This window comes from Rothia sp. ZJ1223, assembly GCF_016900985.1.
In the GTDB taxonomy this organism is placed as follows: Bacteria; Actinomycetota; Actinomycetes; order Actinomycetales; family Micrococcaceae; genus Rothia.
The window spans coordinates 89,660-104,315 of record NZ_JAFEUT010000005.1; the positions used below are offsets into that span (position 1 = coordinate 89,660).

Annotated in this window: 15 protein-coding genes; 9 read left to right on the plus strand and 6 right to left on the minus strand. The window is 55.2% G+C overall.

Features of this window, described 5'->3' with window-relative positions; genetic code table 11:
• The first annotated feature begins 36 nt into the window (after positions 1 to 36).
• Together JTP09_RS07845 and JTP09_RS07850 are read left to right on the plus strand one after the other, a co-directional pair.
• Positions 37 to 834 carry an amino acid ABC transporter permease gene (locus JTP09_RS07845; RefSeq protein ID WP_204877903.1) on the plus strand — a complete coding sequence of 266 codons (798 nt, stop codon included), beginning with the start codon at positions 37 to 39 and terminating at the stop codon, positions 832 to 834.
• Positions 835 to 885: 51 nt separating this feature from the next.
• Positions 886 to 1,659 (plus strand): amino acid ABC transporter ATP-binding protein, encoded by a 774-nt coding sequence (locus tag JTP09_RS07850; RefSeq protein WP_204877904.1) that lies wholly within the window; start codon positions 886 to 888, stop codon positions 1,657 to 1,659.
• A gap of 83 nt (positions 1,660 to 1,742) precedes the next feature.
• On the opposite strand, the gene JTP09_RS07855 is transcribed toward JTP09_RS07850, so the two are convergent.
• From JTP09_RS07855 to JTP09_RS07870, 5 genes are all read right to left on the minus strand, one after another.
• Positions 1,743 to 2,123 (minus strand): cupin domain-containing protein, encoded by a 381-nt coding sequence (locus JTP09_RS07855; RefSeq protein ID WP_204877905.1) that lies wholly within the window; start codon positions 2,121 to 2,123, stop codon positions 1,743 to 1,745.
• Positions 2,124 to 2,233: 110 nt separating this feature from the next.
• Complete coding sequence (gene menD, locus JTP09_RS07860) at positions 2,234 to 3,910, minus strand: 2-succinyl-5-enolpyruvyl-6-hydroxy-3-cyclohexene-1-carboxylic-acid synthase (RefSeq protein WP_204877906.1); 1,677 nt, start codon at positions 3,908 to 3,910, stop codon at positions 2,234 to 2,236.
• Between the two features lie 52 nt (positions 3,911 to 3,962).
• The gene (locus tag JTP09_RS07865; protein ID WP_204877907.1) at positions 3,963 to 4,487 is read right to left on the minus strand and encodes a DUF805 domain-containing protein; all 525 of its coding nucleotides are present in this window, start codon (positions 4,485 to 4,487) and stop codon (positions 3,963 to 3,965) included.
• A gap of 239 nt (positions 4,488 to 4,726) precedes the next feature.
• On the minus strand, positions 4,727 to 4,861 hold the full coding sequence (locus tag JTP09_RS10200) for a hypothetical protein (protein WP_255521058.1): 135 nt from the start codon (positions 4,859 to 4,861) through the stop codon (positions 4,727 to 4,729).
• A 288-nt stretch (positions 4,862 to 5,149) separates the two neighbouring features.
• Positions 5,150 to 6,172: an o-succinylbenzoate synthase gene (locus JTP09_RS07870; RefSeq protein WP_204877908.1), complete on the minus strand. Its 1,023-nt coding sequence runs from the start codon at positions 6,170 to 6,172 to the stop codon at positions 5,150 to 5,152.
• A 188-nt stretch (positions 6,173 to 6,360) separates the two neighbouring features.
• Here JTP09_RS07870 and JTP09_RS07875 point away from each other — a divergent pair, with 188 nt between their 5' ends.
• Entirely contained in the window at positions 6,361 to 7,443 is a 1,083-nt protein-coding gene (locus JTP09_RS07875; RefSeq protein ID WP_204877909.1) for a phosphatase PAP2 family protein, read from the plus strand.
• A gap of 113 nt (positions 7,444 to 7,556) precedes the next feature.
• Here the strand turns inward: JTP09_RS07875 and JTP09_RS07880 are convergent, their stop codons facing one another.
• Complete coding sequence (locus JTP09_RS07880) at positions 7,557 to 8,471, minus strand: MBL fold metallo-hydrolase (RefSeq protein ID WP_204877910.1); 915 nt, start codon at positions 8,469 to 8,471, stop codon at positions 7,557 to 7,559.
• A gap of 236 nt (positions 8,472 to 8,707) precedes the next feature.
• Between JTP09_RS07880 and gluQRS the strand changes: the two genes are divergently transcribed.
• From gluQRS to JTP09_RS10370, 6 genes are all read left to right on the plus strand, one after another.
• The gene (gene gluQRS, locus JTP09_RS07885; protein WP_204878062.1) at positions 8,708 to 9,658 is read left to right on the plus strand and encodes a tRNA glutamyl-Q(34) synthetase GluQRS; all 951 of its coding nucleotides are present in this window, start codon (positions 8,708 to 8,710) and stop codon (positions 9,656 to 9,658) included.
• Positions 9,651 to 10,649 (plus strand): EamA family transporter, encoded by a 999-nt coding sequence (locus JTP09_RS10365; RefSeq protein WP_204877911.1) that lies wholly within the window; start codon positions 9,651 to 9,653, stop codon positions 10,647 to 10,649. The genes gluQRS and JTP09_RS10365 overlap by 8 nt, the downstream gene beginning before the upstream one ends.
• A gap of 179 nt (positions 10,650 to 10,828) precedes the next feature.
• The gene (gene putP / locus JTP09_RS07895) at positions 10,829 to 12,325 is read left to right on the plus strand and encodes a sodium/proline symporter PutP (RefSeq protein WP_204877912.1); all 1,497 of its coding nucleotides are present in this window, start codon (positions 10,829 to 10,831) and stop codon (positions 12,323 to 12,325) included.
• An 89-nt stretch (positions 12,326 to 12,414) separates the two neighbouring features.
• Positions 12,415 to 13,368 carry a 1,4-dihydroxy-2-naphthoyl-CoA synthase gene (locus JTP09_RS07900; protein ID WP_204877913.1) on the plus strand — a complete coding sequence of 318 codons (954 nt, stop codon included), beginning with the start codon at positions 12,415 to 12,417 and terminating at the stop codon, positions 13,366 to 13,368.
• A gap of 330 nt (positions 13,369 to 13,698) precedes the next feature.
• Entirely contained in the window at positions 13,699 to 14,397 is a 699-nt protein-coding gene (locus JTP09_RS07905) for an exonuclease domain-containing protein (protein ID WP_204877914.1), read from the plus strand.
• Entirely contained in the window at positions 14,301 to 14,645 is a 345-nt protein-coding gene (locus JTP09_RS10370; protein ID WP_370592536.1) for a BRCT domain-containing protein, read from the plus strand. Before JTP09_RS07905 ends, JTP09_RS10370 begins: the two co-directional genes overlap by 97 nt.
• Positions 14,646 to 14,656: the final 11 nt, after the last annotated feature.

Sequence of the window (14,656 nt, forward strand, 5' to 3'; positions counted from 1 at the left end):
TTATCGCATCACCTGCTATCTTCTAAGGATCTTTTCATGGCTATGACCCTTCGCCAGAAGCAAGCTGCCGGGCGCTACGCCCAGTACGCGCTCTTGGCAGTACTTGCGCTGGTTTTGATACTGGTTGCTGACTGGCAGACGCTCTCGCGGGCTGTGTTCAACCCCGAGATTATCGCGCAGCAGTTTCCGCAGGTTATTACTGTCGCGCTGAAAAACACCCTGATTTACACCCTGCTGGGCTTTATCGTGGGTCTTACCGGTGGCATCATTCTGGCACTGATGAAACTCTCACCTATTGCCCCCTACCGCTGGCTGGCAACCCTCTACATTGAGCTGTTCCGCGGTCTGCCCGCCCTGGTTGTCTTTCTCGCCTTTGGCTACGGCATCCCCCTTGCCTTCGGGGTACGTTTCAACAGCTACGTCACCGTTATGCTCGCCCTCGGACTGGTCGCAGCAGCCTACATCAGTGAAGTGCTACGCGCCGGTATTCAGGCTGTTCCCAAAGGTCAGCTAGAAGCAGCCCGATCCTTAGGTATGTCACATTCACGAGCCATGGTCACCATTGTGGTTCCCCAGGCTTTCCGCATCGTTCTGCCCCCGCTCACCAACGAAGTTATCCTGCTCACCAAAGACTCCTCCCTGGTCTACCTACTGGGCATGTCCGTCACCCAGTACGAACTCGCTAAGTTCGGTCGCGAGGGCATTTCAACCTCCGGCGCAGGTCTCACCCCCCTGGTCGTAGCTGGCTTCTGCTATCTCATCATCACCGTACCCCTGGGTCAGCTAGCACGCACCTTCGAAAAGCGCACCAACAGCCGCTCACGCGCGTCCTAACCCCACGGCACTTCACCTCCACAGACTCCATAGGTACGAAAGAATATAGCTATGAGCACCCACGCACCCCAGGCTTCAGTCACCATCAACAATCTCCACAAATCCTACGGCCCGGTAGAAGTTCTCAGAGGCATCAATCTCGATGTAGACCCCGGCGAGGTCGTCTGCCTCATTGGTCCTTCAGGCTCCGGTAAATCAACCCTGTTGCGCTGTGTCAATCTGTTAGAAACTCCCCAGCAGGGCACCATCACCGTTGCCGGGCACGAAGTAACCAACCCCAACGTTGATGTGAACACCATGCGCCAGAGCGTAGGCATGGTTTTTCAGCAGTTCAATCTTTTCGCACACCTGACAGTACTTGAAAACTGCACCGTCGCGCAGATTAAGGTACTCAAGCGTGATAAAGCTACCGCACGCGATATTGCCCTGAAAAACCTCGAAAAAGTGGGGTTGGCTGATAAGGCAGAGCGTTACCCCGACCGGCTCTCGGGCGGTCAGCAACAGCGTGTTGCCATCGCCCGTGCTCTCGCCATGAATCCACAGCTCATGCTCTTCGATGAGCCCACCAGCGCCCTCGACCCCGAAACCGTGGGCGACGTACTGGGTATTATGCGCGAGCTGGCACAGGAGGGTATGACCATGATTGTGGTAACCCACGAAATGGCTTTTGCCCGCGATGTCGCTGACCGCGTCGTCTTCATGGACGGCGGCGTAGTAGTTGAAGAAGGCACAGCCCAGCAGGTCATCGAAAACCCGCAGCACCAGCGTACCCAGCTCTTCCTCTCACGCGTGCTCAACCCCACCAGCGCGCAAATCAACGGCTAAGGTTTCTGACCACACCGCAGACGAAAACCCGGCGGCTCCCCTTTTTCAGGTAGAGCAGCCGGGTTTTGTTTTGCCGCGCGGTCTTAGAAAGTACGCGACTCAGGGCAGTTAATAATTGCTGGCTCGTGCGTTTCACCGGTCAGCATGGTCACCATAACGGTAGAGTCTTCAACCGCCTCAACCTCGTGGAGTAACGTAGCGCTCAGATGCAGGGGCTTGCCCGGCACCAGTTCGAGTTCTTCACCGCGCACCCTAAACAGCACTTTGCCAGCAAGTACCTGCACAATAATGGGGTGAACGCTGTGGTGCTCGCGCCAGAGCTGACCGGCAGCGAACTGCAAAACCACTAGGTTGCCACCATCGGCATCGAGAACTTTCTGGGCGTGCGGTTTAGTCTCAAACGCCTCAAACGCAGTAGTGAGCTGCGGAAAACTAATCACTGTTCCTTCGTGGGTGCCTGCCATAGTATCAACCTTTCAGGTAGGTAAAAATTTCGGTGAAACACCGGTCTTACTTTTACGCTACACCCGCGAGCCTCACACCGTACAGGGTTTTATCGCACAAAATACTCGCGCTAGGCGGCGTCCACTACCGTCACCTCAATACCTGAGCTTCTATACGCCCGCGCTAACTGTTTAAGATCAACATCAACAGGGGTGGTGAAATAGCGCTCAACCGCACGAGTGAACTGCGGTTTCTGGGCAAGAGCGCCGTGTTCGAGGGTACTAAAAATGCCGCCACCGTGATCATTGAACACGGTAATACGCAGCTTGGGTTTGTGCTCTAGCGTGCCGATGTTCAGTGAGGACGCATCGTGCAAAAAGGTAATGTCGCCGAGTATCAGGTGAACAGGCTGGGCGGGTTTGCCCTCTGCAAGCGGTGCCAGAGAAATACCGGTAGCGGTAGCGATGGTGCCATCAATGCCCGCTAACCCGCGGTTCGCGTAAACGGTGGGGCTCACCGCGAGGGCAGGAGCAATAAAATCAAGGTCGCGAATCAGATTCGAAGAACCCACTACCAGAACCTCGCCCTGTTCTACCGCGTTGTTCCAGGCATCCAATACCACGGCGTGTGCTTGGGCGCGTCCGCTCGGCTCACCGGTCGCACGGTAGATCTCAACTTCACCTAGTGCTACCCGTGCAGCGTCAGAACCTGCGCTCACCCAAGCATTAAGCCAGGGTTCACCGCTTGATGTTGCTGCCTGATGACCGTTACCCGCAAACTCTGCCAGCGATGCGAAATCTGCCACGACACGTTCGCGACGGTTGCCCTCGTGCCAGCTAGCTGGCTGAGCCTCGTAGCGGGCAACTTCAACCGCAGAGTTAGCCAGCAGAGCGGTAATGGGGCGGGTGAGTGTGGGGTGCCCAAAGAGCACTACTTTTTCTATCTGCGTTCCCAGGTGCCCGGCGACCACCTGCGGGTAGGCGCGTACAGCGTTGGGCGAAAAACGTGCGCCCGACGACGGTTCTGCCAGCAGCGGCAGACCCAGTTTTTGGGCAAATTTCTGGGCGATATCACCGGCGTTAGCACCGGCTATCACCACAGTTTTATAGCTCTGCGGGGGTAGCTTCTCCCCTACCACCCAGCCACCGGCAGTCTCTCGCACCGGCAGCGGGCTGGGCGTAAGGTCCACTAGGGTTTCAGCCCACCTCGGTAGCACCTGAGCAATCTCGTCATCGGGAACAAGCGGCACATCAAAGGCGCAGTTAATATGTACCGGTCCGATGGGATGGTCTGAGGGTTCGTTCCAGTGGGTGCGGCTTCTACCCGTAACCGCTGATAAGCACTCATTGAACGCAGCGGCCTGTTTCCCCGCAGGTTCTTCGGGATAGCCAATGAGATCCACGGACGCGCGACAGTGGCTCGCGAGAATACCCGCCTGGTGGGTGGTTTGGTTGGCACCAGAACCGCGCAGGTGTAGCGGACGGTCAGCGCTGAGTACCACGAGCGGAGCCCCGCTGTGGTATGCCTCCATCACAGCGGGTAGCAGATTGCCTACCGCCGTTCCACTAGTCACGATGATTCCCACCGGGCTGCCATGCGCCAGTGCCAGCCCCAAGGCTGTAAACCCCGCACTGCGTTCATCAACACGCACGTGTGAAGTCACAACCTCCGCTTCCGCTAGGGCAGCTAAGGCGTAGGCAAGGGGTGCCGAGCGCGAACCGGGTGAAACCACCACGTGTTTCATGCCAGCGCGCACTAAAGAGTCAAGAACAGAAACCGCGGTTATCAGAGCAGAAGGTGTAGACATCACCTTCCCATTCTACGCTTCGGGCATCAGTTTCCTTGTAAAATTTTTGATCCTAGTCGAAGCGCTTACCGGCTGTCACAGGTTTTTGTGAAGACTGTACAAGGCTCACGATGCTTCCTGCCACCGGCACCAGGTTGATCCACATCCAATGGCCGCTGCGGTTGGTATCGTGCAATCTGCGTACCGACAGGCTCAGTGTGGGCACCACAGTGATGACGTATGAAATAGTCAGAGCCCGACTCAAGGGGGTCGCCAGCTCCCTATCAAGTTTGAGGTCGTGGCGAATAACCCGCTGTATTTCACCGGGCGCAGGTATGCCCTCGGCGGTGAGTTCGGGCTGGGCATATTCTTTACCGAGCTCTTTCGCACGGCGCCTACGTTGCTTGGCGGCGCATACTTCAAGGGGTGCCGATACGGCTAACAAAACTGCGCTCGTCCACCAGTATTCACTGCGGGAGGCGCGTCCTGAAAACTTAAAAGAATGGGCGAGGCTGCGCACCAACGCTTGGGCGGGGTTCGCACCGGTGAGTGGTTTCGATGAGCCAATAGCGCAGGATGTTAGAAAACGTGAAAACATGGAATCCTCCCTCGGATAGTTCCCACCAGTTTATAGCATAGACCGCTACCAGCACCATACCCATCGCGGCTACCATAGCCACCTTGTGCGCAAAAAATCCCACGCCTTGGGGTAGGACGCGGGATTTTTCAGGTTCAACGGAAAAATAGGGGAAATCCCGTTGAAGGTGAGGGGTTCTTGCACTAGGGGAAATATTGCAAGAAGCCCTCTTCGCTCACAGATGAGCGTAAATCTTAGGCTTATGCCTTGGGGTATTCGTAGTAGAGGCTCCAGCGCTCTTCTTCGGTAAGTCGAGGTGACAGGGCAAGTGCCTGACGAACGTTCTTAGCGAGTTTCTGAGCTTTCTGCGATGTGGGGGACATCAGTAAAAACATGGGGAATCCTTTTACTCTTACAAAGTCTTACTACACAACACTGCCGGGCGGGGATCGATGCTCTGCGTTGCAGTTAAAACCCTAACATAGTTGTGGGCTGTTTGGGGGAAAGATTTAAAAATATATTTGCACCTTCATGTAATTTACCTCTATATTTCAAGGATTCTAGGCAAAATATGGCGCTTTCTCATTTGTCCCCCATCTCCATCTATATAGAGGACAACCCCCGTTAACCTCGCGTTGGTGCAGCCGTCACATCACGAGCATTCAGAGCGCAAGAACAATGAATTAAGACGTTGGGTGCGCTTCTTCTAAATACTCGTAACACCTGCGAAGACGCTCAATCCACCAGTGGCGGCGCTCAGGGGAAACCGCGTGCCGCCGCAATAAATCGGTTTCAGGCTCTACGGCGCGCACTGGCAGCTCACCGTTTTTTGCCACCAAGGGTTCTGAGGTAACGTCAGCGCCCATCAATGACACCGTTCCAAGACCGCACCCAAAGGGCAACTCGGGCAACGCCGCAGCCAAAGCAGCACCGGTTGCAATGCCCACGGAACTTTCTAAAGCTGATGAGACTACACAGGGCAGACCAGAAGCCTCAACAATACTCAGCGCTCTGCGCACCCCACCCAAGGGTGCTGCCTTGATAATAAGCACATCAGCTGCCCCCGCCTGAGCAACCAGCAAGGGGTCTTGCGCTTTACGCACTGACTCATCGGCTGCAATCAGCACCTTATGCCCCTTATCGTTCAGTTCTTGACGTACCCTCGCAAGACCCTCGATACTGGCTACCGGCTGCTCAGCATAGAGCAGGTCAAAAGGCTCTAACCGGGTAAGTGCTTCTATAGCTTGAGAGTGGCTCCAGCCCATATTCGCGTCAATCTTAATACCCGCCTGTGGTAGCAACTCGCGCACGGCAGCAACCCGCGCAAGGTCATCAGCTAGAGTTTGCAAGGGTTCAGCAACCTTAATTTTGACCTCGCGCACCTCACCCTCATAACGCGCAAGGACGCTCTCTACCTGGTCAGCAGATACAGCGGGCACAGTCGCGTTGAGAGCAATGCTGGAACGCAACGGCTTAGGGTATCCCTGCCACGCACTTTCTAAAGCACTGGCAAGCCATGCCGACGCTTCAGCGTCCTCATATTCAAGAAAGGGCGCGAACTCTCCCCAGCCAGCTGCGCCTTTGAGCAGTAGAGTTTCGCGTTCTAACACTCCGCGAAACTTCACCCGCAGAGGCAAACTCACTACATGAACCTGCTCCAGCACGTCCGTAAGAGCTGGCAGCGGTGCGACCAAAGAATGTTCCATACCTTTACCGTACCTGCCCACACCCCGCAGTGACTAGCAGGCACCGTCTCTCTCACTACTCCTAGTGGAATCACACCGGGCAGCATTCACAGCTAAGACAAAGGTTAAGAGTGCATAGTAGAAAAGGCATCTTTTGACGAAAAGATCTTCACCTGCCCTTACCGTCGATGAACGAAAGCAACTAGTGCATGGGTCACCGCAACTTCACACACTCAGAGCCTTCACAACCGCGCACCCAAAAACTTTCTGTAGATACTGAACCCACCGAGGTCATTCTCACCCATCAGCCGCGCGCAGCTCACCCCAGCAGTCAACTTGGTCAGCCTGCCACGACCCAGCACACCCCGGTGGATGCTCCAGCGCCCTCAGGACGCATGGCAGCCATCCGACCCTCAAACCTGCGGCAAACCCGCCCCAGCGCCTGGACCGTCTTACAGCATCTTTTAGCTCTTGCGCTCACCCTGGGTGCGTTGGCAACGACCATCTGGTTCTTCGTCATGACTCCCCTGGGACAAACACTCGATGAACTGGCTTTCAATGAGTACGCCTATCAGTTCCTCACCGTTCAACCGCAGTCTTTGCAGGTTCTCGATCAGATTCCCACAGCAGCAGGGGTATTCGCTGTCGTCGGTCTAATTTTTGTACTGCTCTGGAAACACCGTTTTGTACCGGCCCTCGTAGGTTTAGCTGTAGCGCTTGCCGCCAACGCAACCACACAAATTCTCAAGAACGTCATTATTCAAAAACCTGACTACGATATTCACATGGCGCCACTCAACTCCGCGCCCTCGGGTCACACTACCTTCGCTGCCGCCGCCGTATCGATGCTCTTTCTCGCCTCACCCAAGCGACTGCGTCCAGCAATCGCCGTGATTGGAATGCTCTTTACGCTGGCAGCTGGCTACTCCACCATCATCAATGGCTGGCACCGCCCCGCAGACGTCGTCGCAGCAATTCTAGTAACCACTAGCTGGACTGTTCTAGGCCTCGGCACCCTACGCTTTCTGCGCTCAGAAGAACTAGATCTCGGCAACACCCAACGCTCGGGGCTCATTATGATTCCCTTACTCGTTATCGCCGGTTGCTTCTTAGGCTTCTGCACCGTAGCCCTCTACATTCTTGCCTACGCCCAAACAATGTCAGGTTCAGCGCTCATGGGGGCAACCTGTCTTATAGCCTGCATCGCTTCTTTCAGCACCGCAGCCCTCATTGGTTTGCTTCGCTCACAAAACAAACAGCGCAAGGCATACACCAAGGTCTGGACCTACTAAGCATTTTTCAACAACCGGGGCAGACACTCTAAAACCCCGAAGCATCGCAAAGGGCGTTACCTCACCACTAGTGCAGTGAGATAACGCCCTTGGGCGTTTTAAAATATGTGACTTTACTGACCCTCGCCCAACGTAATAGGCCCGGCCAGATCAGTACGAATATCAGCACCAAACTCAACATCGTTCAGGTTAACCCCGGCTTCTTCTTTCTGCTCCAACCAGGTCAAACGATCCAACAAAATACGGGTAGCACCGGGAGTATAGGGCAACTTATACATAGCTGCGGTGGTGCTAGCCCCCTTAGCTACCTTCGACTCGCGAATGCGGTGAATCGCGTCCTCCATCGTCTCAGCCATACGCTCAACAAAGCTCGATTCCACAGGAATACCGTGACCGGGCACAAAAATACGGTAGCGGTCAAGAGCCGCCACCTGCTTTAGGGTACTCACCCACTGATCAGGGTACGCATCATCAAAAGCAGGATCAGAGCCCTGCTCAACAATGTCACCTGCAAAGAGCACATCATCAACACCCACCAAAACATCATTGTCAGTGTGAGCCAAGCCCAGATAGAAGAGGGTCACAGCGCGCTCACCCAAATCCACACGGGTGAAGGACGCGCGGGTACCGTCGCCCGGCAACAGGCGGGTTGGAACAACCAGCTGTGTATTAGGACCTTTAGCATGCGCCATTTCGGGTTCAAGAACCTCAACGTAGCTACGCTGGCGGTCACCGTAGGTCTCAATAGCTTTAGCCGCACGAGAATGTGCCCAGAAGTCGGTGACGCCATCCGCCTCAAAAACCGCATTTCCCATGAAACGGTCAAAGTGGGTGTGGGTGTTCACGACCACCAGAGGGAGGTCGGTGATGCGGCGGATTGCTCGCAAAACCTCGGCGCCCTGACGGGGGCCTGCGCCGGTATCAACCACCATTGCCTCATCGGTGCCAACAATAAGACCCGTATTCAAACGGTAGTTGTCAGTGGCAATAAGGTAGATGCCGTCAGCTATTTCTGTAGTACGTGCCATGAGGTAAAAGATAGTCTATGAATCGCCCCAACAAGCTCTCTTGGCATCGAGTTCACCCTCTGTTGCGGTATTACTCACATGTATGACGTCTTGTCTGTCTGAATTTTAGGTATTTTAGGGCAAATATGACGCGGCGTGCCGAGCACAAGGTTACGAGGCAGAGTGGCAGGGCGGGGCTCACTACCGTAACGAAAAGTTTGCTGGGATGGCAGAAGCACTAGGATGAACAGGTGACTATTTCTTCAGCTTCAACCACAGGCGCAGGCAGGTACGCTCCCTCCCCCTCAGGTGATCTTCACCTGGGCAACCTTCGTACTGCACTTTTCGCCTGGCTTTTTGCTCGATCAACCGGGCGTTCTTTTGTGATGCGGGTTGAGGATCTTGACCGGGTGCAGGAAGGAGCGGCACAGCGCCAGCTCGATGATTTAGCCTCGTTGGGCATAGACTGGGACGGCGAGGTCATCTGGCAGTCCGAGCGTCTTGAAGCCCACCGGGATGCTGTAGAGAACCTCCGCGAGCGCGGTGTGGTCTATGAGTGTTTTTGTACGCGCAAAGAGATTCAGCAGGCTGCTAGCGCACCACATGCTGCTCCCGGTGCTTACCCCGGTACCTGCCGTCATCTTACTGATTCCGAACGCGAAGAACGTCGGGCGGTGCGTCCGCCTGCGCTGCGTCTGGCGGCTGATATTCGGGAGTTCACGGTGCAGGATTATTATGCTGGCGAGTATACGGGTGCGGTGGATGATTTTGTGCTGGTGCGTAACGATGGCAAGCCCGCCTACAATCTCGCGGCAGTGGTGGATGATGCTTTTAGCACAGTGGATCAGGTGGTGCGCGGGGACGATTTGCTCTCTTCTGCTCCCCGGCAGGCGTATCTTGCTTCTTTGCTGGGTTTGACGGTACCCGCTTATGCCCATGTTCCTCTGGCGCTCAATGTGGAGGGCAAGCGTCTTGCCAAGCGCGATGGTGCTGTAACTCTGGTGCAGTTGCGTGCTGCCGGTATTTCTACCGATCAGGTCATGCATATGATTTCAAGCTCGATTCCGCTGCGATCCTGGTGCGGGCAGGGCGGGTTCCATTTGCCCAGAACAGCCAGCCAGATGCTGGAGGTTTTTGACCCGGACGCGATTTCCTTACAGCCTTGGGTGGTTATTGACCCTGCCTTTGAGAGCGTGTGCTGTGCCTAAGAACCCTGCTGAATTGAAGGCGTCCGCCCCCACCATTGTTGAGAGGATCCCCCGTGAACATCGCGGCACGGCAGCGTTTGTGTTGGTGCTGATGGGGTCTTTAGGTATTCAGGTTTCAACCGCTGTTGCCGCCCCGCTGTTTGATGTTTTCTCACCGGTAACGGTGGCAGGTTTTCGTGCGCTGATTGCTGCTGTTTTTTTGGCGGTGCTGGTGCGTCCCAATGTTTTTGCTCTGCGTCGCGGTGACTGGCCACAGGTTCTCATTTATGCCCTGGTTACCACGCTCATGGCTGCCTTTTTCTACCTGGCGGTGGCGCGCATTCCGCTGGGTATTGCGGTGACCATCGAGTTCATGGGTGCTTTCGTGGTCTCGTTGCTGGGCGTCAAACGCTTTCGAGATTCAACCTTTGCCGTTGCAGCGCTTGTGGGGGTGGCGATGATTGCCGGGCCCACATTCACCTCAACGAACTGGAGCGGTTATCTTTTCGCGGCGCTCGGTGCGATCTGCATGGGGTCTTACACTTTACTGTCGGCGCGTATGGGATCAGGTTCTGCCGCCACCGCCGGGCTCAAAGGCGTCACCATCTCTATGTGCATCTCTGCTCTCTTGCTGGCACCTTTTTCGGTGCCGTATGTAGGGCAGTTGGACGCCAGCGGCTGGGCACGTGTTGCTGTGGCAGGAATCTTCGGCATCGCGCTGGCTTTCAGCGCCGATAACTTGGCGGGCAGGCTAACTTCATCAGCAGTGATTGGTGTGCTCTTTAGTCTTGACCCCGTGGTGGGCGCTATCGTGGGTATTCTCATGATGCAGCAGGTACTCTCGCTGTGGGCTTACGCTGGAATTGTTCTTATTGCGGTTTCTGGTGCATTGTTGGTTTGGAAAACCAATCGCTCTGCCATCAGTATCAGCACTTTCACCCAGTCGCTGCCGGTGGTACCTTCCACCGCAGATAACGCAGCTGTCTCACGCGGTAATAGTCCCACTGCCTAACAATCAGTTGCCATCTTTAGAAAACCTCAACGCTGCTGTTGCAAAAGAGTAAAACTCAAACTTAGGGTTTATCGCACTCTATTTGCATTTTCGCACCCCCTTGGGCTTATTATGAGACCTAACACACGAAAGTTCCCTCTCGCGTAGCGAACTCACCACACATTTTCTAAAGGATTCTTATGAGCGATTTAACCTTCCAGCTCATTGCGCTCGGCATCTACTTCGCCGCAATGATTGGTATTGGTCTGTGGGCGAAGTCCAAGAACAATAACCTCGATGACTACGTTCTGGGCGGACGCAGCCTCTCGCCCACGACTGCTGCTCTTTCAGCAGGTGCCTCCGATATGTCGGGCTGGCTGCTGATGGGTCTACCCGGTGCCCTCTACCTGACCGGCCTTGCCGAAGCCTGGATTGCCATTGGTTTGACCATCGGCGCTTGGCTCAACTGGAAGTTCGTGGCGCCTCGCCTGCGTAGCTACACCGAAGTAGCTAACAACTCGGTGACCGTACCCGCCTTCTTCCACAACCGCCTGCGCGATAACACCCGTCTGCTGCGTATCTTTTCAGCGCTGGTCATCCTCATCTTCTTTACCTTCTACGTTTCATCCGGCATGGTAGCTGGCGGCGTCTTCTTCCAGTCATCCTTCAACCAGGACTACCACACCGGCATGATTCTGGTTGCCGGTGTCACCGTCTTCTACACCCTCTTTGGCGGCTTCTTGGGTGCGTCCTACACCGACCTCGTTCAGGGTCTGCTCATGGCAGCAGCCCTCGTTGTTCTGCCCATCATGGCGTTCATCTACGTGGGCGGTTTCAGCGGTCTTGAAGAGACCATTACCGAAGTCAACCCCACCGCTTTCTCACTCTTTGCGGGCACCACTTTCTTGGGCATTCTCTCGGCAGCTGCCTGGGGTCTGGGCTACTTCGGTCAGCCCCACATCATCGTGCGCTTTATGGCGCTGCGCTCCCCCGCAGACGCGAAAGCCGGTCGCCGCATCGGCATCGGCTGGATGCTCGTCACCGTAGTGGGCGCAATGAGCGCGGGTCTAATCGGTATTGCCTACTTCGCTAAGCACCCCGAAGCGACCCTCACCGACACCACCAACGCTGAATCAGTATTCCTGGATCTCTCCCAGATTCTGCTGCACCCCTTCCTGGCAGGTTTCGTGCTGGCAGCAGTCTTGGCGGCTATCATGTCGACCCTTTCCTCACAGTTGGTTGTCTGCACCTCGTCTCTCATGGAAGACCTCTACTCAGCAGCTCGCCCCAATAACAAGCTCTCAGACTCAGCCTCCCTGTGGATGGGACGCGCGGGCGTTATCGTGGTCTCACTGATTGCAGGATTCCTAGCATGGAACCCCAATTCTTCCATTCTTTCCCTAGTTTCCTTCGCCTGGGCAGGTTTCGGTGCGGCATTCGGTCCCATCGTGATTCTCTCGCTCTACTGGCGCAAGCTCACCAACTGGGGCGCTATCGCAGGTATGATCGTTGGTACCCTAACCGTCTTCATCTGGGGTTATAACCCCGAGCTCAAGGCGCTTATGTACGAAATCGTGCCCGGCTTCATTCTCAACATAGTTGTTGCCGTCATCGTTTCGCTGGTGACCTACAAGCACGACCCCGAGGTTGAGGCTGAGTTCGACGCCGCAGTCACAGCGGCGAACGCCAAACGCTAGAAAGATTTTCTTTCTTCGCAACCCCACGGACGCGCCACCTTCGCTCAATGAGCCAGGCAGGCGCGTCCGTGGCGTTTAAGATGTAAAACATGACTATTGAACTTCCCGAAAAAGTATCTGACATCTTCGACCCCAACTCTTGGCGAGTGGTTGAGGGCTTCGAAGATTTCGTTGATGTAACCTACCACCGTCAGGTGGAACGCGATGAAACCGGTGCCATCGTGCGCGATCTGCCCACCGTGCGTATCGCTTTTGACCGCCCCGAGGTACGCAATGCTTTCCGCCCTGGCACGGTTGATGAGCTCTACCGGGCGCTCGATCATGCCCGCATGACCTCAAATGTTGGCACTGTTCTGCTCACCGGCAACGGGCCCTCCCCCAAAGACGGCGGCTGGGCGTTCTGCTCCGGTGGGGATCAGCGCATTCGTGGGCGCGATGGCTACCACTACGCCGACGGCGAGACAGCTGAAACCATCGACCCTGCGCGCGCCGGACGCCTGCATATTCTTGAGGTGCAGCGTCTGATTCGCACCATGCCCAAGGTTGTTATCGCTCTGGTCTCAGGGTGGGCGGCAGGTGGCGGTCACTCCTTACACGTGGTGGCTGATTTGACCATCGCGTCCCAGGAGTACGGCAAGTTCAAGCAGACAGACGCCACCGTGGGTTCTTTCGACGCGGGGTACGGCTCGGCTCTGCTGGCTCGCCAGGTGGGTCAGAAGTTCGCCCGCGAAATCTTCTTCCTCGCCAAGGAATATGATGCCCAACGCATGTATGAGATGGGCGCTGTGAACGATGTGGTGCCGCACGAAGAGCTAGAAATTAAGGGTTTGGAGTACGCCGCGCACATCGCCCGTCAGTCACCTCAGGCTATCCGCATGCTTAAATTCGCTTTCAACCTGCCCGACGACGGCATGGTGGGTCAGCAGGTCTTTGCAGGGGAAGCAACCCGCATGGCGTACATGACCGATGAGGCAGTAGAAGGACGCGACGCCTTCTTGCAAAAGCGCGACCCCAACTGGGAAGAGTACCCGTACTACTTCTAGGTTTAGGTTTAGCGCCGAGGTTCTCCCCGGGGTTATTGACGTTTCCCCCTGTTTTACCCCCGTGGAAACGTAAACAGCCACGGGGAGAACTTTTGGTTGAGTAACGAGAACGCGCGTCCTCATGCTGGGCGTTGGCGCTACGCCCGTGCGTTGGGAAAAGACACAACGCACGGGCGGCAAGCCAACGGTCGCGTCTCCTGTTACCTTCCGGACGCATAGATACCTAACCGACAGACATATTTGAAAGCAAGGAGAGTTTCATTTGTGCTACAGATTCAGTTTAGTGTAGATAAAATTGCCCTATCAGCCATCTCGTAGTTAGGCAATTTTATGAGTAATCCAGCGCTAAGTTTCGTTGCTATTGATTTTGAGACAGCTAACGCCAGCCGAGCTTCTGCATGCTCGGTGGGTCTCACGAAGGTCATTGAGGGTGAGGTTGTTGAGACGGTTTCTTGGCTAATTCAGCCGCACGAATCTGTGAGTGAGTTCCACCCCATAAATATCAGCATTCATGGAATCACCTCTGAGATGGTAGCTCAGGACGGCATAAACTGGGTAGAGACTGTTCAACGCATGAACCAGATTGTTGGGGATTTGCCAATTGTTGCTCACAATTCTGGCTTTGACCGTTCTGTTTGGAACCATGCAAATCTTGTTGAGGGTTTTGACGATTTAGCACCAGATTTCTTTTGTACGCTGAGTTTGTCCCGAAAACTAACGCAGGTTGGCGTGCTACAGGGATTAGACAGTAACCGTCTCGATGCTTTGGCCAATTTCTTTGGGATTGAGCAAAAGAAACACCACGATGCTGGTGAGGACTCTTTGGTAGCAGCTTTGGTCACTCTCAAACTTTTGGAGGTAATACAGCGCGATTCTATCGCGGACGCTTGGGGGGGGCACCTACAAGTAGCGGCCCTATTCGTTCACATAGGGTGCCTTCAGTTCCCAAAGTACGCAGAAATAATTTACTATCAGTCGTTCCAACTGCTGCTCCGCCGGAGGGAATCGCTGGTGAAGTTTTCACGCTAACGGGCGCTTTGGCTTCTATAGCTCGTGAGGATTGCTGGACTGCTATTGAAGCAGCGGGTGGTACTGTAACGAAGTCGGTCACGAAGAAAACTACGGTGCTGGTTATCGGAGCTGGAGCAGATGAAAGCATGCCTCCTCTCCTTGGAGATAGCTCCAAGGAGAAGAAGGCAATAGCTCTCATTGAATCAGGACAAAGTATTGCGGTTATTGGCGAGCCAGATTTGTTAGTGCTCCTAAACGAAAACTAATATCCCGGATG